Source organism: Pseudomonas gingeri (assembly GCF_013385425.1).
Classification (GTDB): Bacteria; Pseudomonadota; Gammaproteobacteria; order Pseudomonadales; family Pseudomonadaceae; genus Aquipseudomonas; species Aquipseudomonas gingeri_D.
Window position 1 is genome coordinate 21130 of record NZ_JACAQA010000005.1, and the last position, 24259, is coordinate 45388.

At 60.7% G+C, this 24259-nt stretch carries 26 protein-coding genes; 16 read left to right on the top strand and 10 right to left on the bottom strand.

Features of this window, described 5'->3' with window-relative positions:
* Window positions 1–464: 464 nt before the first annotated feature.
* Window positions 465–1244, bottom strand: a complete 780-nt coding sequence (gene yaaA, locus HX830_RS07800; protein WP_177099651.1) for a peroxide stress protein YaaA — start codon at window positions 1242–1244, stop codon at window positions 465–467.
* 127 nt (window positions 1245–1371) lie between these two features.
* Here yaaA and HX830_RS07805 point away from each other — a divergent pair, with 127 nt between their 5' ends.
* From HX830_RS07805 to HX830_RS07830, 6 genes are all read left to right on the top strand, one after another.
* A complete protein-coding gene (locus tag HX830_RS07805; RefSeq protein WP_152740147.1) occupies window positions 1372–2496 on the top strand; it encodes a polysaccharide deacetylase family protein in 1125 nt (374 codons plus the stop codon).
* A 342-nt stretch (window positions 2497–2838) separates the two neighbouring features.
* Window positions 2839–4233, top strand: a complete 1395-nt coding sequence (locus HX830_RS07810) for a PhoH family protein (protein ID WP_177099653.1) — start codon at window positions 2839–2841, stop codon at window positions 4231–4233.
* 107 nt (window positions 4234–4340) lie between these two features.
* Entirely contained in the window at window positions 4341–4814 is a 474-nt protein-coding gene (gene moaC, locus HX830_RS07815) for a cyclic pyranopterin monophosphate synthase MoaC (RefSeq protein ID WP_100941813.1), read from the top strand.
* A complete protein-coding gene (locus HX830_RS07820) occupies window positions 4811–5053 on the top strand; it encodes a MoaD/ThiS family protein (RefSeq protein WP_177099654.1) in 243 nt (80 codons plus the stop codon). Before moaC ends, HX830_RS07820 begins: the two co-directional genes overlap by 4 nt.
* Window position 5054: 1 nt before the next feature.
* Window positions 5055–5504, top strand: a complete 450-nt coding sequence (gene moaE, locus HX830_RS07825) for a molybdopterin synthase catalytic subunit MoaE (protein WP_177099656.1) — start codon at window positions 5055–5057, stop codon at window positions 5502–5504.
* Between the two features lie 360 nt (window positions 5505–5864).
* Entirely contained in the window at window positions 5865–6641 is a 777-nt protein-coding gene (locus HX830_RS07830) for an ABC transporter substrate-binding protein (protein WP_177099658.1), read from the top strand.
* A gap of 201 nt (window positions 6642–6842) precedes the next feature.
* Here the strand turns inward: HX830_RS07830 and HX830_RS07835 are convergent, their stop codons facing one another.
* The 5 genes from HX830_RS07835 to HX830_RS07855 all read right to left on the bottom strand — a co-directional run bounded on the left by HX830_RS07835 (window position 6843) and on the right by HX830_RS07855 (window position 12125).
* Window positions 6843–7472 carry a helix-turn-helix transcriptional regulator gene (locus HX830_RS07835; RefSeq protein WP_177099660.1) on the bottom strand — a complete coding sequence of 210 codons (630 nt, stop codon included), beginning with the start codon at window positions 7470–7472 and terminating at the stop codon, window positions 6843–6845.
* 166 nt (window positions 7473–7638) lie between these two features.
* Entirely contained in the window at window positions 7639–8766 is a 1128-nt protein-coding gene (locus HX830_RS07840; protein ID WP_177099662.1) for an NAD(P)/FAD-dependent oxidoreductase, read from the bottom strand.
* Window positions 8767–8822: 56 nt separating this feature from the next.
* Entirely contained in the window at window positions 8823–9773 is a 951-nt protein-coding gene (locus HX830_RS07845; protein WP_177099664.1) for an ornithine cyclodeaminase family protein, read from the bottom strand.
* A 140-nt stretch (window positions 9774–9913) separates the two neighbouring features.
* Window positions 9914–11392 (bottom strand): ATP-dependent RNA helicase RhlB, encoded by a 1479-nt coding sequence (rhlB, locus tag HX830_RS07850; RefSeq protein WP_177099666.1) that lies wholly within the window; start codon window positions 11390–11392, stop codon window positions 9914–9916.
* A gap of 76 nt (window positions 11393–11468) precedes the next feature.
* Window positions 11469–12125 carry an alpha/beta hydrolase gene (locus HX830_RS07855; protein WP_152740153.1) on the bottom strand — a complete coding sequence of 219 codons (657 nt, stop codon included), beginning with the start codon at window positions 12123–12125 and terminating at the stop codon, window positions 11469–11471.
* A gap of 480 nt (window positions 12126–12605) precedes the next feature.
* Between HX830_RS07855 and HX830_RS07860 the strand changes: the two genes are divergently transcribed.
* From HX830_RS07860 to HX830_RS07875, 4 genes are all read left to right on the top strand, one after another.
* A complete protein-coding gene (locus HX830_RS07860; protein ID WP_177099668.1) occupies window positions 12606–13637 on the top strand; it encodes an amino acid ABC transporter substrate-binding protein in 1032 nt (343 codons plus the stop codon).
* 66 nt (window positions 13638–13703) lie between these two features.
* Window positions 13704–14885 (top strand): amino acid ABC transporter permease, encoded by a 1182-nt coding sequence (locus HX830_RS07865; RefSeq protein WP_177099670.1) that lies wholly within the window; start codon window positions 13704–13706, stop codon window positions 14883–14885.
* 10 nt (window positions 14886–14895) lie between these two features.
* Window positions 14896–15993 (top strand): amino acid ABC transporter permease, encoded by a 1098-nt coding sequence (locus HX830_RS07870; RefSeq protein ID WP_103499297.1) that lies wholly within the window; start codon window positions 14896–14898, stop codon window positions 15991–15993.
* A gap of 10 nt (window positions 15994–16003) precedes the next feature.
* Window positions 16004–16768, top strand: coding sequence for an amino acid ABC transporter ATP-binding protein (locus tag HX830_RS07875; protein ID WP_103499298.1), 765 nt, complete (start codon window positions 16004–16006; stop codon window positions 16766–16768).
* Window positions 16769–16832: 64 nt separating this feature from the next.
* On the opposite strand, the gene HX830_RS07880 is transcribed toward HX830_RS07875, so the two are convergent.
* Both HX830_RS07880 and HX830_RS07885 read right to left on the bottom strand, forming a co-directional pair.
* Window positions 16833–17306, bottom strand: coding sequence for a type II toxin-antitoxin system MqsA family antitoxin (locus HX830_RS07880; protein ID WP_152740155.1), 474 nt, complete (start codon window positions 17304–17306; stop codon window positions 16833–16835).
* On the bottom strand, window positions 17303–17614 hold the full coding sequence (locus tag HX830_RS07885; RefSeq protein WP_121136935.1) for a type II toxin-antitoxin system MqsR family toxin: 312 nt from the start codon (window positions 17612–17614) through the stop codon (window positions 17303–17305). The genes HX830_RS07880 and HX830_RS07885 overlap by 4 nt, the downstream gene beginning before the upstream one ends.
* A gap of 169 nt (window positions 17615–17783) precedes the next feature.
* Between HX830_RS07885 and HX830_RS07890 the strand changes: the two genes are divergently transcribed.
* The 5 genes from HX830_RS07890 (at window position 17784) to HX830_RS07910 (ending at window position 22203) form a co-directional block, all read left to right on the top strand.
* Window positions 17784–18443, top strand: a complete 660-nt coding sequence (locus HX830_RS07890) for a FadR/GntR family transcriptional regulator (protein ID WP_152740156.1) — start codon at window positions 17784–17786, stop codon at window positions 18441–18443.
* Window positions 18433–19740, top strand: coding sequence for a CynX/NimT family MFS transporter (locus HX830_RS07895; protein WP_177099672.1), 1308 nt, complete (start codon window positions 18433–18435; stop codon window positions 19738–19740). The genes HX830_RS07890 and HX830_RS07895 overlap by 11 nt, the downstream gene beginning before the upstream one ends.
* A 102-nt stretch (window positions 19741–19842) precedes the next feature.
* Window positions 19843–20313, top strand: coding sequence for a nuclear transport factor 2 family protein (locus HX830_RS07900; RefSeq protein ID WP_152740158.1), 471 nt, complete (start codon window positions 19843–19845; stop codon window positions 20311–20313).
* Window positions 20314–20359: 46 nt separating this feature from the next.
* Window positions 20360–20680, top strand: a complete 321-nt coding sequence (locus tag HX830_RS07905; RefSeq protein WP_371317482.1) for a GIY-YIG nuclease family protein — start codon at window positions 20360–20362, stop codon at window positions 20678–20680.
* A 581-nt stretch (window positions 20681–21261) separates the two neighbouring features.
* On the top strand, window positions 21262–22203 hold the full coding sequence (locus HX830_RS07910; protein ID WP_177099674.1) for a glutathione S-transferase family protein: 942 nt from the start codon (window positions 21262–21264) through the stop codon (window positions 22201–22203).
* Here the strand turns inward: HX830_RS07910 and HX830_RS07915 are convergent.
* Together HX830_RS07915 and yejK are read right to left on the bottom strand one after the other, a co-directional pair.
* Window positions 22178–22531, bottom strand: coding sequence for a glutaredoxin family protein (locus HX830_RS07915; protein ID WP_103497044.1), 354 nt, complete (start codon window positions 22529–22531; stop codon window positions 22178–22180). The genes HX830_RS07910 and HX830_RS07915 overlap by 26 nt on opposite strands.
* Window positions 22532–22534: 3 nt before the next feature.
* Window positions 22535–23524 carry a nucleoid-associated protein YejK gene (gene yejK, locus HX830_RS07920; protein ID WP_177099676.1) on the bottom strand — a complete coding sequence of 330 codons (990 nt, stop codon included), beginning with the start codon at window positions 23522–23524 and terminating at the stop codon, window positions 22535–22537.
* 388 nt (window positions 23525–23912) lie between these two features.
* On the opposite strand from yejK, the gene HX830_RS07925 reads away from it, so the two are divergent.
* Window positions 23913–24194 carry an HU family DNA-binding protein gene (locus HX830_RS07925; protein WP_040064476.1) on the top strand — a complete coding sequence of 94 codons (282 nt, stop codon included), beginning with the start codon at window positions 23913–23915 and terminating at the stop codon, window positions 24192–24194.
* The last annotated feature ends 65 nt before the right edge of the window (window positions 24195–24259 follow it).

Below are 24259 nucleotides of genomic sequence, written 5' to 3' on the forward strand. Positions count from 1 at the left end.
GGAAACAGGATGAAAGATGGCACGGCTTCATATTGATAGCACTTTCCGTTTCGCCCTTTAGTTATGGGGATTGAAAATGCCGAGATGGTGGTTTGCCACTATGGAGAAAAAATTTGGTGCCACTACTCAAAAAAATTTTAAATGTCGAGTGAAAGAATTTTCATTGTTGTAACGGTCGATTTATTGGCGTCAATAAATTGGGTTTTGGGGGTATTGCAGGAAAGATGTGGAGATGAATCGTCGGGGTTACACGTTGCGTGTAGTGCGCCGAGTGGGGCAGGGCATCAGATGTGTTGGTCTGGGGGGATTGTGGTGTTTGTGCTGGCCTCTTCGCGGCGGTGCGGCGTCCCGACAAGCCCTGCTCCTACAGTTATCAGTCGTCCATAAATTTTGTGTGCGACATAAACTTGTAGGAGCAGGGCTTGCCCGCGAAGAACGGTAACGCGGTACTACGACGAACTGCGTTACTCCGGCGCCCGATCGCGCAAAAACACCAGATTGTCCACCTTGGACAGTTCCGCGCTGAACCGGTAGCCCTGTTCGTCGAACGCCTTCAATTGCTCAGGGTTCTGGATACGTTCCCGGATCACAAACCGCGCCATCATCCCCCGGGCCTTCTTCGCGTAGAAACTGATGATCTTGTACTGGCCGTTCTTCTGGTCGCGGAACTCGGTGTTGATGATCCGCGCGTTCAGGGCTGAGCGTTTGACCGCCGAGAAGTACTCGTTCGACGCCAGGTTCAGCAGCACCTCGTCCCCTTGTGCGGCCAGGGCATCATTGAGCCATTCGCTGATGCGCGTGCCCCAGAAGGCATAGAGGTCCTTGCCCCGGGCATTGGCGAATTTGGTGCCCATTTCCAGGCGATAGGGCTGCATCAGGTCCAGCGGGCGCAACAGGCCGTAGAGGCCGGAGAGCATGCGCAGGTGGGTCTGGGCGTAGTCGAAGTCGGCGTCGCTGAAGTCTTCGGCGTGGAGGCCGGTGTAGACGTCACCCTTGAACGCCAGCAGCGCCTGTTTGGCGTTGTCCGGGGTAAAGGCCGGGTTCCAGCTGCCGAAACGCGCGGCATTGAGGCCGCCGATCTTGTCGGAGACGTGCATCAGCTCGCTGATCTGCGCCGGGCTGAGGGTGCGCAGTTGCTCGATCAACTCCTGGGAGTGGTCCAGGTACTGCGGTTGGGTGAAGCGCTGGGTCACCGCCGGTGTTTCGAAATCGAGGGTCTTGGCGGGGGAAATCACCATCAGCATGAAGTCGTCTCCTTTAATCGTCGGAGGATTCTAGGGGGTTGGGCGGTTTGACTCCACCTATGATGGCGATAGGGGCGACACAGGATCGGCTATAGTGCGCGGCGGGTTCTGAAATGGAGGCACCCTTTTGCGTATCGTTCTTTTCTTCTCGGCCCTGCTGGCCTGCTTCGCCGCCGTTGCCGCGCCGAACGACCCCGCGACCCTGGATCGCAGCACCTGGCCCGAGCAACTGAGCAGCCCGGCGCTGTTCGATGTCGCCTCGCGCGCGCAAATCCTGATGTTCGCCCATCTGCTGCTGGTCAGCGAACTGCTCGACGAGCCGGCCCTGAAAAAGCGCCTGGGCCTCAAGCAGATCAACATGACCGCCATCGACGCGGTGCGCCAGCGCATGTGGCAGCGCCTGCTGACCAGCTACAACGCCGCCCAGCAGAGCTGCGACGAGGATGCGTCCTTCTGTTTCTATGTCGTGGACATGGACAGCCTGCAAAAAGCCGCCGGCAAGTTCCGGGTCGCCGATGACTCCTTTTATGTCCGCTGGGCCGACCCGGCCCGGGCATTCAATGAGCGTTACCTGGACGAGCAACTGCGCCTGGCCGCGCTGTTGCCGCAGACCAGCAGCGAAATCCAGTTGATGGGCGACCACGAGCGCAATGGCGAGGGCTTCAACGACCGCCTGTTCCTGCTGACCTTCGACGGTGGACCGACCATAGCCCAGGGCAATACCGATGAATTGGCCGACTACCTGCGCAAACAGAAGATGAGCGGCCTGTTCTTTGTCCTCGGCAATGCCTTGCAGGCCCGCCTGGACAAGACCTCGATGCCGGCGGTGCGCGAGCTTTACCGCCAGCAATGCGTGGGTGTGGAAGGCTGGCAGTACCGTTCCCACAGTCAATGGCAGGACTGGGAGGATTCGATCCTGCGCAGCATCTCGTTGGTGCAGAGCGCCTTGCCGAACAACTATGCCGCGCTGTTCCGCCCGCCTTACGGGCAGCGGCGGGCCGACGGCGCGGCGTTTTTCAAGGCCCAGCACTTGCAGGTCGCCTTGTGGGACATCGATTCGGCGGATGCCACCGGCAAACTCAGCGCCGAGCAGTCCGCCCAGCGGGTGATGACCTTGATGCTGCTCTGGCGCCGTGGCGTCATCGTCTTCCATGACACCCAGGACAAAGCGCGCACGGCGTTGCCCTGGCTGCTCAAGCAGACCGCCGAAAGCGGGATCGGCTGGCAGGAGTGCAAGGAGGCGTTTCGTTAGAGAGGGAAAACCCAAGTGCCCGTATTTGTTGGGCCGGGGAAAAAACAGGCGATGATTTCAGTGCAGGCGGACTTCCGACTTTAACGGTGTGCGGGCCCCTCGCCAAGGGCTATTCGTCAGCTTGAAAAATAAACTTCAAAAAAACGTCAAAGTGCTTTTTCCTGTCATGTCTTTTGCGGTATTACGGAGTCAGACCGCCGAAACCTGCGACACAGGTGGCGTCTTACAAGACCCTACTTGTGCACAGAACGCCTGCCCCTTCACAGGCGAATTCGGCGGTCACTTCGAGGCGCATCACCGTCAAGGTATTGCGTCGACTGGCTCCCACAAAGGTGACCGAGTATGGATGATCACGGACGCACTCCTTCTTCCAACCAGCCTATCCTTTACGTGCTCGATACCAACGTACTGATCCACGATCCAAACGCCCTGCTCAATTTCGAAGAACACCATGTCGCCATCCCGATGACCGTGCTCGAGGAGCTCGACAAGCTCAAGGGCGGGCATCACAGCGTCGCCGCCGAATGCCGGCAGGCGATCCGCCTCATCGACAAGACCCTGGGCGACGCCAGCCCCGAGGATGTCGAGCTGGGCGTCCCGATCCAGCGTGGCAAGAGCGGTCCCAAGGGCCTGCTGTCGATCCTGATGAGCAAGCGCAGCGAACCGAACCTGGTGCTGCCGGAGCACCTGAACGACAACATCATCATCAATCAGTTGATCGATCTGCATGCGCGGGACAAGGACCTGCGCCTGGTCCTGGTGACCAAGGACATCAACATGCGCCTCAAGGCGCGCGCCTGCGGGATCGCGGCCGAGGACTACAGCACCGACCAGTTGGTCGATGACGTGTCCTTGCTGCCCAACGGTTATCACGACGTCAAAGGCTCGTTCTGGGACCGCGTCAGCAAGGTCGAGACCCGCCAGGACCATGGCCGCACCTGGCACCAGGTGCAACTGACCGACAACCTGCCGGCGGTGCACGTCAACGAATTCATCATCGACGAACAAGGCTTTGTCGGTTGGGTCAAGGAGATCCGCGCCGATGTGCTGGTGATTCTCGATCTGCATCAGGAACCCCTGTTGCACCAGGAAGCCTGGGGCCTGAAACCGCGTGACATCTACCAGAGCCTGGCGCTGTTCGCCTTGCTCGATCCGGACATCCACCTGGTCAACCTGACGGGTGCCGCCGGTTCCGGGAAAACCATCCTGGCCCTGGCCGCCGCCATCGAGCAGACCATGGTCAGCAAGCGCTATCGGCGCATTATCGCGACCCGTAGCGTGCAGGGCCTGGACCAGGAAATCGGCTTTCTACCCGGCACCGAGGCCGAGAAGATGGAACCTTGGCTGGGGGCGATCACCGACAACCTCGAAGCCTTGCATATGGATGACGAAAGCACCCATGGCAGCGTCGACTACATCCTCAGCAAGGTGCCGCTGCAGTTCAAATCCCTGAACTACATCCGCGGTCGCAGCTTCCAGCAGAGCCTGATCCTGATCGATGAGTGCCAGAACCTCACGCCGCACCAGATGAAAACCATCATCACCCGTGCCGGCGCCGGTTCCAAAGTGGTGTGCCTGGGCAACCTGGCACAGATCGACACCCCTTACCTGTCCGCGACCAGCTCCGGGCTGACCTACCTGACCGAACGCTTCAAGGACTTCCCGAACGGCGTGCACATCACCCTGCAGGGCGTGCCGCGTTCGATCCTGGCCGAATACGCCGAATCCCACCTGTAATCCCATCCACACCCAGGGGCGGCCAAGCGGCCGCCCTTTTTATTAGCCCTGTCGCGCAAAGCTGACCCGCAGGTTTACAATCGACGCTCCTGATCAGGAGTATCGCTGTGCTGACTCATCTCGATTCCCAAGGTCGCGCCAATATGGTCGACGTCACCGACAAGGCCGTGACCTTCCGCGAGGCGGTGGCCCAGGCCCGTGTGCGCATGTTGCCCGAGACCCTGCAAATGATCGTCAGCGGCGGCCACCCCAAGGGCGATGTGTTCGCCGTGGCGCGGATCGCCGGTATCCAGGCGGCGAAGAAAACCTCCGAGCTGATTCCCCTCTGTCATCCGCTGATGCTCACCAGCGTCAAGGTCGAGCTGAGTGCCGACGGCGAGGATGCCGTGCGCATCGTCGCGCGCTGCAAGCTGTCCGGGCAGACCGGCGTGGAGATGGAAGCGCTGACGGCGGCCAGTGTCGCGGCGCTGACGATCTATGACATGTGCAAGGCGGTGGACCGCGGCATGATTATCGAAAACGTCTGCCTGCTGGAAAAGCTCGGCGGCAAGAGCGGGCACTACCTGGCGGATGCGCCATGAAGATCGTGGTGAAGTTCTTTGCCCGTTATCGTGAAGTGCTCGGGATGGATGAGTTGGCGGTGGAGGGGGACTTCACCTGCGTCGATGATGTCCGCCGGTTCCTGCTGTTACGAGAGGACACACAGGTCCTTGGCGAACAGAACCTGATGTGCGCGCGCAACGAGGACCTGTGCTCCCTCGCCGAGCCGTTGGCCGATGGCGACGAAGTGGCGTTTTTTCCCACGGTTACCGGAGGCTGAAATGGCGATTCGTGTGCAGGCGCAGGCGTTCGATCCGGGGGCTGAGGTCAATGCCCTGCATGCCGCCAACCTGGGGATCGGCGCGGTGGTGAGTTTTGTCGGCTACGTGCGCGATTTCAACGACGGGCGTGAAGTGGCGGGGATGTTCCTCGAGCATTATCCGGGGATGACCGAAAAGGCCCTGGGCAAGATCGTCACGCAAGCCCGTGAGCGCTGGCCATTGCTCGGGCTGGAAGTGCTGCACCGGGTCGGCGCCCTGGAGCCGGGTGAGCCGATCGTGTTTGTCGGGGTCACCAGTGCCCATCGTCAGGCCGCGTTCGATGCCTGCAATTTCGTCATGGACTACCTGAAAACCCAGGCGCCATTCTGGAAAAAGGAAAACACCGCCGACGGCCCGCGCTGGGTCGAGGGGCGCGTCAGCGACCAGGCAGCGGCAGAGCGCTGGAAGTAGTGGTTTGCGTCTATGAGATCGGCGCAGGCCAATGTGGTGCTCCCGAGTCTTGCATTGTTTGAACCGGCCTCTTCGCGGGCAAGCCCTGCTCCTACAGTGCGGTGTCGTACACAAAGCCGGTGAACGACCTCACTTTGTAGGAGCAGGGCTTGCCCGCGAAGAGGCCCTCGAACCTTACGCCGCCCATTCGGGCACCCTCAAACATTCATCCGTGCATGGCTTTCTGACAGAGTGCACGCATTTGTTCGTTGACGATTTGTACTAATAAGTCCACGATGGATTTATAAGTACAAAATAGCGTTATCGTCTTCCTTCTACTGTCTTGCCACAACACCTCAAATAAAGAGCGGGAGTTCCAGCATGAAGAAGTTCACCCTGATCGGCGGCCTGGCATTGGGCCTGCTGGCCAGCAGCACGGCGTTTGCCGCCGAGCCGACCTTGCGTATCGGTATCGAGGCGGCCTACCCGCCCTTTGCTTCGAAGACCGCCGAAGGCACCATCGTCGGTTTCGACTACGACATCGGCAATGCCCTGTGCGCGCAGATGAAGGTCAAGTGCGAGTGGATCGAAGGCGAGTTCGACGGCCTGATCCCGGCCTTGAAGGTCAAGAAGATCGACGCGGCGCTGTCGTCCATGACCATCACCGATGAGCGCAAGAAGTCGGTGGATTTCACCCACAAGTACTATTTCACGTCCTCGCGCCTGGTGATGAAGAAGGGCGCGGTGGTGGATGACAAGTACGCCAGCCTGAAGGGCAAGACCGTCGGTGTGCAGCGTTCCACCACCACCGACCGTTACGCCACGGAAGTCTTCGAGCCGTTGGGCATCAAGGTGATGCGCTACAGCAACAACGAAGAAATCTACATGGACCTGGCGTCCGGGCGTCTGGACGCGATCTTTGCCGACACCATTCCGCTGGACGATTTCCTCTCGATGCCGCGCGGCGCCGGTTACGCCTTTGTCGGGCCGGAGCTGAAAGATCCGAAGTATGTGGGCGAGGGTGCCGGGATCGCGGTGCGCAAAGGTAACACCGAGCTGGTAGGCAAACTGAACAAGGCCATCGACGGGCTGCGCACCAGTGGCGAGTACCAGAAGATCGAGGGCAAGTACTTCAAGACGGATATCTACGGCGACTGATGGGTAGCACCGTGGCGTAATTTCAATATCCGTTACTTAAGGCTGAATACGGTCCTGTAGGAGCAGGCGGTCCGGCGTCCCGGCTTGCCCGCGAAGGGGCCCTTGAGGCCGCCAAAAACTTCGCGGGCAAGCCCTGCTCCTAAAAGGTTCGGTGTTGGCATCCATATCGGCTATTCACATCACATTGACGATGGGGAACCCTCAAACCTCCGCCTTCAACGCCTTCAGGTGTTTGTACACCGTCGCCCGCCCCATATTCAGCACATTGGCCACATAGTTGGCCGCGCTCTTGCCCTTGAACGCGCCCTCGGCGTGCAACGCCAGCACCAGTTCGCGCTTGTGGTCGCGGGTCAGCAGGTTCAGTCCCAACTGCCGCTGACGCAGCCAGCTGTGCAGGAAGGTATTGATCCGCTCCTGCCAGTCATCGCGAAACAGCGCATCGGGCTGCGGGATCAGTTTGTTCGGTGAGAGGAACAGATCCAGCGCCGCCCTGGCGCTTTCGAACAGGGAAATATTCAGGTTGATGCACAGCACCGCCAACGGCGTACCCTGGGCGTCGTGCAGTAGGGTGCTGACGCTGCGAATCTTCTGGCCGTCCCAGTTGAGTTTCTCGTAAGGACCGATATTGCGCTCGTTGATGCCTTCCTCAAGCATGTCTTCCAGCGCCGCGTCATCGCCGATCTCGCGTTTGGAGATGTTGTTGGCGATGTAGTCGATCCGTTGCGTGTGCAAGTCGTGCAGCACCACTTCGGCATGGGGGAAGAATAACGTGGCGATGGCATCGGCGATCGCCCGGAAGTTATCCAGGGCGGGAGCCTGTTTGGCTGTCATGGTGATTCTCCAGGCAACTTCAGCATCCTTGGGGGGGAGCCGAAGGAAAACAGCTGGTGCGGTGATCCGGTCGCCTCGCAGGAGGTTGGCCTGATCACCGAGCGGCGAAAGGGTAGCGCCCCGGGTACGGGCGTACTAACGAGTGTGCCGCAATCAGCGCCAGTCGTCATCCGAGACGGGCAGGGGAAAGCATCGCGGCGTCGAGTCCGAACTGCGCGAGCTGCTCGGGCAAGGCTTCGCCACGCACCAGCGCCGCGCTGGCCTGGCCCATCGCTGGTGAAGTCTGGATGCCGTAGCCGCCCTGGGCCGCGACCCAGAACAGGCCGGGGACCAGGGGATCGAAACCGGAAACCAGGTTGCCGTCGCTGACAAAACTGCGCAGGCCGGCCCAGGTGCGGGTCGGGCGGCGGATGGTCAGGGTGGTGGCTTCCTCGATCTGGTAGATGCCCGTGGCGATATCCAGTTCTTCGGGCTGCACGTCGTGGGGCTCGACCGGGTCGGCGTTGGCCGGCGAGCCGAGGAACATGCCGGCATCCGGCTTCATATAGAAGGACTCGTCGAGGCTGACCAGCATCGGCCAGTCGTGGTTGTCCAGGCCTTCGGGCGGCGCGAAGATAAAGGCCGCGCGGCGCTTGGGCTGCAAGCCCAGGGGGCGGGCACCGGCCAGTTCACCGATCTGGTCGGCCCAGGCGCCGGCGGCGTTGATCAGCACCTTGGCGCTGAAGGTTTGCCCGGCGGTCCGGACCTGCCACAGACCGTCGGCATCGCGCTCAAGGCCAAGGACTTCACAGTCGGTGTGAATCTCCCCCTGCTGGCGGCGGATACCACGCAGATAGCCCTGGTGCAGGGCGTCGGTGTCGATGTCGCTGGCGCTGGGGTCGTAGATCGCCCCGTGGACTTTTTCCCGGCGCAGGATCGGCAGGCGGGCACAGGCCTCGTCGGCGCTGAGCAGCTGCATCTCGGGCACGCTGGCCTTGGCGCTGAGGTATTGCTGTTGCAGTTCGTCCGGGTCGCCGCTGAAGTCCACGGTCATTTCGCCCCGTGGGGTGAGCAACGGGTGTTCGGCGAAGCCGGGCGGCGGGGCGTCGAAGAAAGCCCGGCTGGCGAGGGTCAGGGCGCGCACCTGGGGTGTGCCGTAGGCAGCTGTGTAGAGGGCGGCGGAACGTCCGGTGGAGTGATAGCCCGGGTGCGATTCCCGTTCGAGCACGATCACCCGGCCATGCCGGGCCAGCCAGAAACCGGTGGAGGCGCCGGCAATGCCGCCGCCGATGATGATGAAGTCTGCCTGGTTCATTCAAGGCCTCCTGCTGGGGTCTAAAGGCTGTATGCGTAACCTGTGGGAGCTGGTGTTCAGCTTGCCTTGTGATGCAGATGATAAAGCGCATTGGCCAGGGCGATGTCTTCCAGGCCCAGGCCGATGGAGCGGAAGAACACATGGCGTTCGTACGTCGGCCGGGGTGTCTGCTCGCTCAGCAATTCGGCCAGGTCGCCATGGATCTGCCCGGCGTCCCAGCCGTGCTGGCTGGCGGCAATCAACATTTCTCCAGCCGAACCCGGTGTGGTCTTGCGATAGTCGCAGTAGACCTGCATGTCGCTCAGGGCCTGCGGCGGCACCTCGTGGGCGCGCACGGCATTGGTACTGATGGAGGTGATCAGCGCCGGTTTGCGCAGTTGGCTCGGGTCGATCACCGGGGTCGCCGAGGAGGTGCAGAGCAGGATGACGTCGGCGTCGTCCAGGGCTTGCTCCAGGTGTTCGACGATCCGCAGACGGGGCTCGATGTCGTTCAGGCGTGCGCGCTTGTCGGCATTCACATTAGGCGAGTAGAGGCTGATGTCCTGCCAATCGCGCAGCCCCTTGGCGTAGTGCAGATGGGCCTGGGCCACCGGACCGCTGCCGACGATGGCCAGGCGTTTGGCGTCCAGCGGAGCCAGGGTGTCCACGGCCACGGCGGTGGTCGCCGCAGTGCGCGCGGTGGTCAGTTCGCCGGCATCGCAGAGCAGCAGCGGCTGGCCGGTCTGCATGGACATCAGCAGGGTCCAGGCGGTCACCAGCGGACCTTGCTCGCGGACGATATAGGGCGAGGTCTTGACGCCATAGACCTGGTCGTCGGCCAGCACACCGAGGTAGTTGATAAAGTCGCCGGCACCCTGTGGGAACTCCACCAGCTGCTGCGCCGGTTGCACCGCCTGCCCGGCCGCCAGGTCGCGAAACAGTTTGCGCAGGATCTGCGGCACGTCGATCTGCTGCAGGAGTCGATGGGCCTGCTGGCTGTCGATCACGTAGGGGGTGTGGCCGGACATGGGGTGCTCCCGAATGATTTTTATAAACTAATTTGTCCATTATGGACTTTTAGTTTAATTCGGCAATCTCCGGACGAAAAAAAACGCCGCCGGGTATCGGGCGACGTTTTGTCGTGCAGCGTGCCTTTCGGCCTGGGCGATCAGGCCGGACGCTGGCGCACCACTGGCCGCAACAGCTCGGTGGGTGGCATTTCACAGCTGATCTTGTGCCCCAGCAAGGCCTCGATCGCCGGCAACTGGTAGGAGTCGTCTTCACCGGCGAAGCTGATGGACACGCCGTCGGCGCCCGCTCGTCCGGTCCGGCCGATGCGGTGGACGTAGTCGTCCGGCACTTCCGGCAGGGTGAAGTTGATCACGTGGCTGATGCCGTCGATATGAATCCCGCGCCCGGCCACGTCGGTGGCCACCAGCACGCGGATCTTGCCTTCGCGGAAACCTTCCAGGGTCTTGATGCGCTTGTGCTGCGGCACGTCGCCGGACAATTGCGCGGCATTGACGCCGTCGCGTACCAGGCGTTCCTCGATCCGCCGCACTTCGTCCTTGCGGTTGGCGAAGACCATCACCCGCTCCCAACCATTGTCGGTGACCAGGTTGTAGAGCAGCTTGTACTTGTCGGCACCGGCCACGGCATAGACGTGCTGTTCGACGTTGGCGTTGGCCGGGCTCAGCGCTTCGATCTCGACAATGGACGGGTCGGTGGTCCATTGCTTGGCCAGGTTCATCACGTCTTCGGTGAAGGTGGCCGAGAACAGCAGGGTCTGGCGTTCGTTCTTCGGCGGGGTCTGGCGGATGATCTGCCGGACCTGGGGGATAAAGCCCATGTCGAGCATGCGGTCGGCTTCGTCCAGGACCATGACTTCGACCATGTCCAGGTGCACTTCGCCGCGCTGGTTGAAGTCCAGCAGGCGGCCAGGGGTGGCGACCAGGATGTCGCAGTGACGGGCTTCGAGCAGCTTGAGCTGTTTGTCGAAGTCCATGCCACCGACGAACTGCATGACGTTGAGGCCGGTGTATTTGGTCAGGTCGGCGGCGTCCTTGGCGATCTGCACCACCAGCTCGCGGGTCGGCGCGATGATCAGCGCCCGCGGCTCACCCATGTAGCGTTCTTTCGGCGGTGGGGTCTGCAACAGCTGGGTGATGATCGAGATCAGGAACGCGGCGGTCTTGCCGGTACCGGTCTGGGCGCGACCGATGGCGTCCTTGCCGGCCAGGGTAAAGCCCAGGACCTGCGCCTGGATCGGCGTGCAATAAGGGAAACCGAGGTCCTGGATGGCGTGCATCAACTCGGGTGCCAGCTTGAAATCGTGGAAGCGGGTCTTGCCTTCCTGGGGCTCGACGACGAAGTCCTCGAGTTTCCAGGGTTTGACGGGAGGCTTCGGCGCTCGTTCACGGCGCGGTTGCTCGGCTTTCGGCTGTTCGACGCGTGGCGCCTCAACCGCCGCAGCGGGCTGTTCCGGGATGGCGGCCGGGGCTTTCGGTTTGGCGACAGGCTCGGCGCGCTCCGCAGGTTGGCCGTGGTGGCGGCTATCGGAGCTGGAAGTAGGGGCGCTGGAGCCTGGTGCGAGCTGCTCAGCCTCGCTTTTACCGAATATTTTTTTGAGTGCTTTGAGCACGGTCATCTCGTTAATTTGGTTAAGGAATGTACGCCGGCCAGTGTAATGCAAGAATCGGGCGCGGCGTAGTGCGTTACCGATATCAGCGCAAACGAGCGGCCAGCCAGGTACCGATGTCCCGGATTTCCTCGGGTAACACTTCGTGGCCCATTGGGTATTCCTGCCATGTCACGGTGACATCAAGGCGTTTCAGGTGCTCATAGGCGGTTCGACCCATGGCGTTCTGGACCACCTCGTCATAGTGGCCATGCAGGCAGAGGGCCGGAATTCGCTGTTGGCTGGCGGAAAGCTGCAGGGAATCGCTGAAGGTCGGGGCGTAGGTCGAGAGCGCCAGCACGCCGCCGAGGGCGCCTTGCCACCTCAGGTAGGCGGTGTGCAGCACCACGGCTCCACCCTGGGAAAAGCCCGCGAGGAAGATCCGCGAAGGGTCGATACCCGCAGCCCGCTGGGCTTCCAGCAATTCGATGACGGTCGCTGCGGATTCTTCAAGCTCTTCAAAACTGATCGAACGCGCCGGGCTCATGGCCTTGATGTCATACCAGCTGGGCATGGCGTAGCCGCCATTGATGGTCACGGCGCGGGTCGGCGCCTGGGGCAGGACGAAGCGCGTGCTCGTCAGGCTCTCCTGCAGCGTCTCGGCCACCGGCAGGAAGTCGTAACGGTCGGCCCCCAGGCCGTGAAGCCAGATAACACAGGCGTCTGCGGTCTTGGCGGGGTGAATGATCAGCGGCTCAGTCATGTGTGCTCCATTAGTGTGCGTGCGCTCCAGATGTGTGCGCGGTGATGGTGCGTAAAGAGTGGATTTGTTAATAAAATGTCGCGTTGTTGAACGTTTTTCTATTGACCTGTGGCTGAATCGCTTTAGCCGCCACTATGGTACGGGCTTTGCTATGGGAGAACCGAGTGAATGCATTCACCCCTGGCGGTAACACTATCAGTCTACCGCTGGCCGTGGGATAGCAAATGAATCCGTCTCGGCGGGTTCAGATTCACGTTCGCCGAGGGCCGGCAGGGCTTTAGCGAATCTGGAAAGGGCTGAGGCCCGTTCGGCCAATTTGGTGGGCGGTGAGTTTTACAGACGGGAGACTTTCTCCTACTAAACTCATAGCTCAAGTCTTTAGCCGCTTGACCCAAAAAAAAGCCAGCACGGGTTAACAACGCCTCATAAGGGTGCGGCTAGACTCTAGCTCCGACACAACAAGAGCAACTGGAGGTTTGAATGAAGATGTTGAAATCCACCCTGGCAGTCGTGACTGCAGCCGTCGTACTGGGCGTCAGCGGTTTCGCGCAAGCGGGCGCTACCCTGGATGCCGTACAGAAGAAGGGTTTTGTTCAATGTGGCGTGAGTGACGGCTTGCCGGGCTTCTCGGTGCCTGATGCTTCCGGCAAGATCGTCGGTATCGACGCTGACGTCTGTCGTGCCGTGGCCGCTGCCGTTTTCGGCGACGCGACCAAGGTCAAGTTCAGCCAGTTGAACGCCAAGGAGCGCTTCACCGCGCTGCAATCCGGCGAAATCGACATCCTGTCGCGTAACACCACCATGACCAGCTCCCGCGACGCCGGCATGGGCCTGAAATTCCCGGGCTTCATCACCTACTACGATGGCGTCGGCTTCCTGGCCAACACCAAACTGGGCGTGAAAAGTGCCAAGGAACTGGATGGCGCGACCATCTGCATCCAGGCCGGTACCACCACCGAGCTGAACGTGTCCGACTACTTCCGCGCCAATGGCCTGAAGTACACCCCGATCACCTTCGACACCTCCGACGAAAGCGCCAAGTCGCTGGAATCCGGTCGTTGCGACGTACTGACCTCGGACAAATCCCAGCTGTTCGCCCAGCGCAGCAAGCTGGCTTCGCCGAAGGACTACGTGGTACTGCCGGAAACCATCTCCAAGGAGCCTCTGGGCCCAGTGGTACGTAACGGCGACGACGAGTGGCTGGCCATCGTGCGTTGGGTCGGCTATGCGCTGCTCAACACCGAAGAAGCCGGTATCACTTCGAAAAACGTCCTGGAAGAAGCCAAGTCGACCAAGAACCCGGACGTTGCTCGTCTGCTGGGTGGCGACGGCGAATACGGCAAGGACCTGAAGCTGCCGAAGGATTGGGTCGTCAAGATCGTTTCCCAGGTCGGTAACTACGGCGAGATCTTCGAGAAAAACCTCGGCAAGAGCACTCCTCTGGAAATCGACCGTGGCCTGAACGCTCTGTGGACCAAGGGCGGCATTCAATACGCACCACCTGTGCGCTGATTGACCTATCGCCCGGCAGGCCAACTGCCGGGCGATGTTCTTGTTCCGTTTTTCCTGGGGCACTTCATGCAAAATAAAATCGGCGCACCCAAGCAGAGACTCAGTCTCAGCGACCCCAAAGTGCGTGCGTGGCTATTTCAGATCATCACGATTGTCGCGGTGGTCTCGTTGGGCTGGTACCTGTTTCACAATACCCAGACCAACCTGCAACACCGAGGCATTACCTCGGGGTTCGGCTTTCTTGAGCGCAGTGCCGGTTTCGGCATCGCTCAGCACCTGATCGACTACACCGAATCGGACAGCTATGCCCGGGTGTTTGTCATCGGCCTGCTCAACACCCTGCTGGTGACCGTGATCGGCGTTATCCTGGCGACCCTGCTGGGGTTCATCATCGGCGTCTCGCGACTGTCGTCGAACTGGGTGATCAACAAGCTGGCCACCGTCTATATCGAGGTGTTCCGTAACATCCCGCCGTTGCTGCAGATCCTGTTCTGGTACTTCGCGGTATTCCTGACCATGCCGGGACCGCGCAACAGCCATAACTTCGGGGATATGTTCTTCGTCAGCAGCCGTGGCCTGAATATGCCAGCGGCTATTGCTTCCGCGGGGTTCTGGCCGTTCGTGATCAGCGTCGTGTTGGCCATCGTGGCCATCGTGCTGATGAGCCGCTGGGCGACCAAGCGCTTCGAAGAAACCGGCGTGCCGTTCCACAAGTTCTGGGCCGGCCTGGCCTTGTTCCTGGTGATCCCGGCATTGTGTGCCCTGGTCTTCGGTGCCCCCGTGCATTGGGAGATGCCCCAGCTGCAAGGGTTCAACTTTGTCGGCGGTTGGGTATTGATCCCGGAGTTGCTGGCCTTGACCCTGGCCCTGACGGTGTACACCGCGGCGTTTATCGCCGAGATCGTACGCTCGGGCATCAAGTCGGTCAGCCACGGCCAGACCGAGGCGGCGCGCTCCCTGGGCCTGCGTAACGGTCCGACCCTGCGCAAGGTGATCATCCCGCAAGCCCTGCGCGTGATCATTCCACCGCTGACCAGCCAATACCTGAACCTGGCGAAGAACTCGTCCCTGGCCGCCGGTATCGGTTACCCGGAAATGGTTTCGCTGTTTGCCGGTACGGTGCTGAACCAGACCGGGCAGGCCATCGAAGTCATTGCCATCACCATGAGCGTGTACCTGGCGATCAGTATCAGCATTTCCCTGCTGATGAACTGGTACAACAAGCGCATTGCGCTGATCGAGCGGTGAGGAAACGCCCATGAGTTCGCATACTTTCAAACCCGACATGCCACCGCCGAGCAACAGTATCGGCGTGGTGGCGTGGATGCGGGCAAACATGTTCTCCAGCTGGCTCAACACGCTGCTGACCCTGTTCGCCTTCTACCTGATCTACCTGATCATCCCGCCGCTGCTGCACTGGGCCATCCTGGACGCCAACTGGGTCGGCACCACCCGCGCCGACTGCACCAAGAGCGGCGCCTGCTGGGTGTTTATCGAGCAGCGTTTCGGCCAGTTCATGTATGGCTACTACCCGCCCGTGATGCGCTGGCGCGTGGACCTGACCGTGTTGCTGGCGATCATCGGCGTGGCGCCGTTGTTCATCCCGCGCTTCCCGCGCAAGGCGATCTACGGCCTGAGTTTCCTGGTGCTGTACCCGATCATCGCCTTCACCCTGCTGCGCGGCGGTTACCTGGGCCTGCCCAGCGTTGCCACCACCGAGTGGGGCGGCCTGATGCTGACCCTGGTCATCGCCACCGTCGGTATCGCCGGGGCCTTGCCGCTGGGGATCATGCTGGCGTTGGGACGGCGTTCGAACATGCCGGCGGTGAAGGTGGTCTGCGTGACCTTCATCGAGTTCTGGCGTGGCGTGCCGTTGATCACCGTACTGTTCATGTCCTCGGTGATGCTGCCGCTGTTCCTGCCTGAAGGCATGAACTTCGACAAACTGCTGCGGGCGCTGATCGGCGTGATCCTGTTCCAGTCGGCCTATGTCGCCGAAGTGGTTCGCGGTGGCCTGCAAGCCATTCCCAAGGGCCAGTACGAAGCCGCTGCCGCCATGGGCCTGGGTTACTGGCGCGCGATGGGCCTGGTGATTCTGCCGCAAGCCTTGAAGCTGGTGATCCCGGGGATCGTCAACACCTTGATTGCGCTGTTCAAGGACACCAGCCTGGTGATCATCATCGGCCTGTTCGACCTGCTCAACAGCGTCAAGCAAGCCGCTGCCGACCCGAAATGGCTGGGCATGGCCACCGAAGGCTACGTGTTCGCCGCCCTGGTGTTCTGGATTTTCTGTTTTGGTATGTCCCGCTATTCCATGCATTTGGAACGCAAGCTGGACACAGGCCACAAGCGTTAGGAGTTTTGTCATGAGTGAAGCGATCAAACAGCCTGTGGGTCCTGAAGGCATTATTCAGATGCAGGGCGTGAACAAGTGGTACGGCCAGTTCCACGTGTTGAAAGACATCAACCTGAACGTCAAGCAGGGCGAGCGTATCGTCCTCTGCGGCCCGTCGGGCTCGGGCAAGTCGACCACCATCCGCTGCCTCAACCGTCTGGAAGAGCACCAGCAGGGTCGCATCGTGGTCGATGGCGTGGAACTGACCAACGACCTCAAGCAGATCGAAGCGATCCGTCGTGAAGTCGGCATGGTGTTCCAGCACTTCAACCTGTTCCCGCACCTGACCATCCTGCAGAACTGCACCCTGGCACCGATGTGGGTGCGCAAGATGCCCAAGCGCCAGGCGGAAGAAATCGCCATGCATTACCTGGAGCGCGTGCGTATCCCGGAGCAGGCCCACAAGTTCCCGGGCCAGTTGTCCGGTGGTCAGCAGCAGCGTGTGGCGATTGCCCGTGCCTTGTGCATGAAGCCGAAAATCATGCTGTTCGACGAACCGACTTCGGCACTCGACCCGGAAATGGTGAAAGAGGTTCTGGACACCATGATCGGCCTGGCCGAAGACGGCATGACCATGCTCTGCGTTACCCACGAAATGGGCTTCGCCCGTACCGTGGCGAACCGCGTGATCTTCATGGACAAGGGCGAAATCGTCGAACAGGCTGCGCCGAACGACTTCTTCGACAACCCGCAGAACGATCGGACCAAGCTGTTCCTGAGCCAGATCCTGCATTGATCGGCTGACGTTGAATGAAAAACCCGGACCTGGTCCGGGTTTTTTTTTGCCTGGGTTTTGTTGATCAGGTGAGTGAATGTTTCCCTTCTCTGGGGCTGGGTGGATGCCAAGGCGCCTTGCCTTCGCTGATGCTCTTGATGTCTTCGACCAGTTCAGGGTGTCGGTCCAGGAGATGCATCAGTACGAATAGAGGCTTTGGTGGATCGATTTCTGCCCTTTCATAGCGTGAGAACGCATTGTGCCCACCACCTGATAGCAGCTCCACTGCCGCGCGTTGAGTGAAGTGAAGTTTGCGGCGGATTCGCTTCATCTCGTTGGCGACTTCTCGCCTCGACTGATAGACAAGCTCGTCGCTTGCGTCTGAATAACGCTGGGCGCTTTCAGGATCAAGCTCGATCTCCGAGCAGGCCTCGCACTGCCAGCCGGACAGCCGGGGAACCGATTTTTTCAACGCTTTGAAGTCGACCTCGAAGTTCCGATCTTCAAACCAATGCATGGCGTTGTGCATGCCACAGCTGACGCAGTCCTGTCGTTTCATGACTCACTCTCCTTGAAGGAGATCACCGGAGGTCCGCCAGCAGGGCGGTAGCTCACTTTTATATAAATCAATTTGCCTGGGAGCGGATAGTGGTAAACGTCCTGCCAGATTCTGTGATCGGCGTAGGTGGTCATTGATTTATAAAGCATCCTTCTTTCCAACGATTTAATGATTTGCAGCATATCGGCGAGGGTGAACCCCATTTTTCTGCCGCCATCCCTGGCACTTAGCGTAAATGCTGTGGCGCCAAGTCTTGTCACGTCCGTCTTGATCGCCGCCAGATCGTAATGAGGTGTTTTCTTTTCCATAAGACACCTTTGATGTAGTAGAGCTTAAAATTACCCTTAAAGGGTAATTTTTAGATAGGCGGTGGATTCTCCATCTCCTGTAGGAAACGTTGGTTCTTGAACTCGCAGTCAGGTTTGGAGTAACCTTTTGGCTAATTCATCCTATGACTGGATGTTAGGGCGAGTTTCCATGTCTCAAAGCATTCCTCTTATCAAGCGCTCCCTGGTCGACCAGGCCCTGGAGCAATTGCGCGAACGCATTAGCCGTGGCACCTGGGCCGTGGGTGAGCGGTTGCCCACTGAACCGGAATTGGCCGCGGAGCTGGGCATCAGCCGCAACACCATGCGTGAAGCCCTGCGGGTACTGGCGTTTTCCGGATTGATCGAGATCCGCCAGGGCGACGGCAGCTACCTGCGGGCGACCATCGATCCGCTGGCGACCATGCAGGCGTTGTCGCGCTGTTCCCTCGACCAGGCCCGCGAGACCCGGCACAGCTTTGAGGTCGAGGCCGTCGGCCTGGCGGCGCTGCGGCGGACCGAGGACGACCTCAAAGGGCTGCGCGAGGCCCTGCATGTCTGCGGCGACCACTATCACGGCGATCTCGACAGCTACATCAGCTGTGACCTGGTGTTTCACCAGCGCCTGATCGACGCCGCGCACAACCCGATGCTCAGCGAGTTGTATCGCTACTTTTCCAGCGTGATCGCCGGCGCCCTGCGCCAGACCCTGGATATCTCCCCCCGTCGCCAATCGGTGTTCGACCTGCATGTGGCCATGCTCGAAGCGGTGGAGCAACAGGACCCCGAGCGCGCCAAGGCCTTGTGCCGGAGCTTGATCAATGAACCTTGAAAACGAGAGCCCCCTGTCCCGTGCTCCTGTAGAACCCGGTGCCGACTCGCGGCCTGTAGAGCTTGATCGACTGCTGATTGACGCCGAAGCCGATGACGATCTGGTTCAGCAACAACAACCCGTGCTGTGCCGGCCCTGGCTGTTGCTGCTGGGCCTGGTGCTGGTGGCCCTGAATCTGCGCCCGGCGTTGTCGAGCATGGCGCCGTTGCTCGGCGATGTCTCCCGCAGCCTGGGCTTGTCGGCGGCCAAGGCCGGTCTGTTGACCACCTTGCCGGTGCTTTGCCTCGGTTTGGCTGCACCTCTGGCACCGTTGCTGGCCCGGCGTTTCGGCAGCGAGCGGGTGGTGCTGGGAATTTTGCTGACCCTGGCCGGCGGGATCATCCTGCGCAGTTCCCTGGGCGAGTTCGGTCTGTTTGCCGGCAGTGTGCTGGCCGGTGCGAGCATCGGGGTGATCGGTGTGCTGTTGCCCGGTATCGTCAAACGCGACTTCGCGAAGCAGGCCGGGACCATGACCGGTGTCTACACCATGGCCCTGTGCCTGGGCGCAGCGTTGGCGGCGGGGGCCACGGTGCCGCTGAGCCAGTACTTTGCCGAAAGCTGGTCGATCGGCCTGGGGTTCTGGGTCGTGCCCGCATTGGTCGCGGCGATTTTCTGGTTGCCGCAGGTGGGGCAGAAACACGGTGCCCATCACGTGGCCTACCGTGTGCGCGGTTTACTGCGCGATCCGCTGGCCTGGCAGGTCACCCTGTATATGGGGTTGCAATCGTCCCTGGCCTATATCGTCTTCGGCTGGTTGCCTTCGGTACTGATCGGACGTGGCCTGAGCGCCACCCAGGCGGGGATCGTGCTGTCCGGCTCGATTCTGATCCAACTGATCAGTTCATTGGCGACGCCCTGGCTGGCGACGCGGGGCAAGGATCAGCGGCTGGCGATTGTCGTGGTCATGGTGCTGACGTTGGGCGGTCTGTTCGGTTGCCTGTATGCGCCGCTCGAAGGGCTCTGGGGCTGGGCGATCCTGCTCGGTTTGGGGCAGGGCGGGACCTTCAGCCTGGCGCTGACCCTGATTGTATTGCGCTCGCGCGATGCCCATGTGGCGGCGAACCTCTCGGGCATGGCCCAGGGCATCGGTTACACCCTGGCGTCCATGGGGCCGTTCGCGGTGGGGTTGGTGCATGACCTCACCGGGGGCTGGGAGGCACTGGGCTGGATCTTCGGCGTGATCGGCCTGGGCGCCATCGTCTTCGGGCTCGGTGCCGGTCGGGCGCGTTATGTCCAGGTCACCTGCAAAAAACTCTGAATCACCCCACACTCCCGGTATTCGGATCGCGAATGCCGATAGTCAGCCGGGCATTTGCAGACTATCGTGCAGGCGATCCTTTTACCTGCACGGAGCCCGTTCATGAGTGATGCCCACAGCGCGTTGATTACTGAGTTCTATAAAGCCTTCCAACGGCTGGATGCCGAGGCCATGAGTGCCTGCTACACCGAGGATGTGGTGTTCAGTGATCCGGCGTTCGGTGAGTTGCGTGGCCGTGATGCCGGCGATATGTGGCGCATGCTGGCCAGCCGGGCCAAGGACTTCTCCCTGACCTTCGACAATGTCCGTGCCGACGAGCGCAGCGGCGGCGCGCATTGGGTCGCGACCTACCTGTTCAGCCAGACCGGCAATACCGTGGTCAACGATATCCATGCGCGCTTTGTGTTCCGCGACGGCAAGATCTGCGAGCACCATGACCACTTCGACCTGTGGCGCTGGTCGCGTCAGGCATTGGGGACCAAGGGCTTGTTGCTGGGTTGGACGCCGCTGGTCAGGAACGCCGTGCGTGCCCAGGCCCTGAAAGGCTTGAAGGCCTTCCAGGCGAGCCGCTAGGTTCTGCTAAGATCGCGGCCTCAATAGCGATCAAGCCCTTTGTCACGTGAACATCAGCGAAACGCTCAGTGCCGAGACCGAGCCTGCGGTCAAACCCTGGTTTGTCTATCTGGTGCGGGCCGCCAATGGCTCGCTGTATTGCGGGATCAGCGATGACCCGCAGCGGCGTTTTGCCTCCCATCAAAGTGGCAAGGGCGCGCGCTTCTTCTATTCCAGCCCGGCGGTCGCGCTGGTGTATGTGGAGGCCTGCCGCGACAAGGGCGAGGCCCTGCGCCAGGAGCGGCTGATCAAGAAATTGCGCAAGAGTGCCAAGGAAACCCTGGCGGCGGGGTTCAGTCTGGAAGCCTTTGCTGCCGGGCGGAAATGAGCTGGGGCGTTTTTCCGCGTCTCATCGCAGGCTGCGCCTGACCGTGGCTGCAATTGACGACACTGTCATGCTCGAATATGATTGGTCCATCGAAGCGACTGACCGGATGAGATTGAGCGCTTCCCAGCGGTGAAAGCCGTAATCGCGCAAGGCGGTTCGAAAGTGGTGTCCGGATCTGTTTTATCGAATACGAAAAAGACGCTCATGGCGTCTTTTTTCGTTTCTCCCTCTAACGTTTGGTTGCGGTTTGTTGACGCAAGTAGACCTTACCGCACAGTAGTGCAAAGGCCATTGATCCTTTCAGGTTTGGACCGCCGCCTTTTCCTTCGTGGTAGGTTCTGAGATAGCCGATATCGAATGGGGCAGAATGTCCGTTGCCGCTTACCGTCAGGAATGACCGGCTCTCCAGCCGGATGCGTTTCGGCCTCCATTCCGGTCAAGCCGCCAGCTTACCCTGCCACGGTGGCCTTCGACTCCCTGGCAATTGATACCGTTGATGAGAGGGCATCAGGCTGGCTGGGTAGGCTGCTCACGATTTGCAGGCTAAGCTTCGGGTTCTTATTTGCCCGGCGGACTCCAGCATGTCTGAGTTGATTCTCCACCATTATGCGACCTCTCCCTTTGCCGAAAAGGCCCGCTTGCTGCTGGGCTTCAAGGGCCTATCCTGGCGTTCGGTACATATCTCGCCGGTGATGCCCAAGCCCGATCTGACCGCGTTGACCGGTGGCTACCGGAAAACCCCGGTGCTGCAGATCGGTGCCGATATCTACTGTGACACCGCCTTGATCGCCCGCCGCCTGGAACAGGAAAAGGCCACGCCACGGCTGTTCCCCGAGGGCCGGGAGCTGGTGGCTGCGACCTTTGCCGCCTGGGCCGACTCAGTGGTGTTCAGTCATGCGGTCAGTCTGGTATTCCAGCCCGAGTCGGTGGCGGTGCGCTTTGCCCGTTTGTCCCCGGAGCAGATCAAGGGCTTCATGATCGACCGCGCCGGCCTGTTCAGCGGCGGCTCGGCCTCGAAGGTTCCGTTGGAAATCGCCAAGCACCAGTGGCCGGTATTTATGGCGCGGCTGGAGCAGCAACTGCAGCACGAGGAGGGCGACTTCCTGTTCGGTGAGCCATCGATTGCCGATATCGCCATGGCCCATCCGCTGTGGTTCCTCAAGGCGACGCCGGTGACCGCGCCGCTGGTGGATGCCTATCCGGCGGTGGCCGTCTGGTTTGCCCGGGTCATGGCGTTCGGGCATGGTGCTCCGAGTGAGATGACGGCGGAGGAGGCCTTGCAGGTGGCACGCGAGTCGACGCCGGCCGCGCTGCCTGATGAGGCGTTCACTGACCCGAACGGTTTTGTCTCCGGTCAGTCGGTGATCGTCGCGGCGACCGATTATGGCGTTGATCCGGTAGCGGGCGAGTTGGTGTTTGCCGGTCGCGAAGAGTTGATCGTGAGCCGTGAAGATGAGCGCGGTGGGCGGGTGCATGTGCACTTCCCACGGCTCGGCTTCAGGATCGAAGCGCGGCCAGAATAGCCTCTGGCTCATACCCACGGATCAAGGTGCCATTTACGTCCAGCATTGGAATCCCGCCGCCGCCCAGGGCCTGGTAGGCCTTGCGTGCCTCGGCGTTTTTCTCGATATCGAATTCCTGGTAGGGAATGCCTTTCTGGTCGAGGAAACGCCGGGTCTGCTTGCAGTAGCCGCACCAGTCGGTGGCGTAGAGCACCACCCGGGCTTTGGCCCGGGTCTGTTCCGAGACCATCTGCCCCGGATTGAACACCCGCTCGATCTTGCCCCAGTTCTGATAGACCACCACCACCAGCAGGATCAGCAGGACCTTCTTCAGCATGCCTGTGAGCACGGCTCAGTCCTTGCGTCGCTTGAGCTGATCGGTCAGTTGAGTCGGCAGCCCCTTGATGATCAGGGTCCCGGCCTCTTCGTCATACTCGATCTTCGAGCCCAGCAAGTGCGCCTCGAAGCTGATGGACAGGCCTTCGGCGCGACCGGTGAAGCGGCGGAACTGGTTCAGGGTGCGTTTGTCGGCCGGGATCTCCGGCGACAGGCCGTAGTCCTTGTTGCGGATATGTTCGTAGAACGCCCGTGGACGGTCCTCGTCAATCAGCCCGGAAAGCTCTTCCAGGCCCATCGGCTCGCCCATTTTGGCCTGGCTGCTGGCGTAATCCACCAGGGTCTTGGTTTTTTCCCGAGCGTCGTCCTCGGGCAGGTCTTCGCTTTCGACGAAGTCGCTGAAGGCCTTGAGCAGGGTGCGGGTCTCGCCCGGGCCGTCGACGCCTTCCTGGCAGCCGATAAAGTCGCGGAAATACTCCGAAACCTTTTTCCCGTTCTTGCCTTTGATAAAGGATATGTACTGTTTGGACTGCTTGTTGTTCTGCCACTCGGAGACGTTGATCCGCGCCGCCAGATGCAACTGGCCCAGGTCCAGGTGGCGCGACGGGGTCACGTCCAGCTCGGCGTTCACCGCCACGCCTTCACTGTGGTGCAGCAGGGCGATCGCCAGGTAGTCGGTCATGCCTTGCTGGTANNCGCCCACCGAGAGGTTGGACTCCTCCATCAGCTTTTGCAGATGTTCGACGGCAATCCGGCTGAAGGCGGTGAAGTCCTTGCCGCCGTCCAGGTACTCCTTCAGCCAGCCGCTGAACGGATGCGCGCCGGACTCGGCATGGAAAAAACCCCAGGCTTTGCCCTGCTTGGCGTTGTAGCTTTCGTTGAGGTCGGCAAGCATGTGCTCGATGGCCTGGGATTCGGCCAGTTCGGAGTCACGGGCATGCAGGACCGCAGGGCTGCCGTCGGGCTTTTTGTCGATCAGGTGGACGATGCAATGACGGATCGGCATAGGTATCTCGGCTGATTTGTCAGGGGGAAGGCGGGTTCCCCGGAAAAGCGCCCAGTGTACCGCACCCGCGGGTTGAATCCGCCTTTGCACGGTCGTTCGGGCGGTTTGAGCGGTTTCAGACAGCTTTTTTTTCGAAAACGAGCGCAAAAGCTGACCAAATGGCTAGGTAGAGGCGGATATTTCCCCGTCTCTGTGCTAGTTTTGCCCGGTCTTGCGCTCGGTAACGGCGCAAAGCGTGCATTCAGCAGGTGTCACGTCGAACCAAACCCCAATTCTGCTATCTACATCTGCGATCCGTCGTGGTTACTAGCGGGGGGCACAAGGCTGGCTCGATGGCTGACACTGCACTCTGCAATCCAAATGAATTTGATAGGGAAGGAACATCTCAATGGCTATTACCAAAGACCAACTGATCGCCGATATCGCCGAAGCTATCGACGCGCCGAAAACCACCGCGCGTGCCGCTCTGGACCAACTGGCCCAGATCGTTGCTGATCAATTGGAAAACGGCGGCGAAATCACTCTGCCAGGCGTTGGCAAACTGAAAGTGACCGAGCGTCCTGCCCGTACCGGCCGTAACCCGTCGACTGGCGCTGCCATCGAAATCCCTGCCAAGAAAGTGATCAAGCTGGTTGTGGCCAAGGTTCTGACCGACGCTGTAAACAAGTAAGATGCATTGAAACCGTGCCCCGGAGTCTATCCGGGCACGGTTTTTTTTCGCCTGTAGGTTATGCC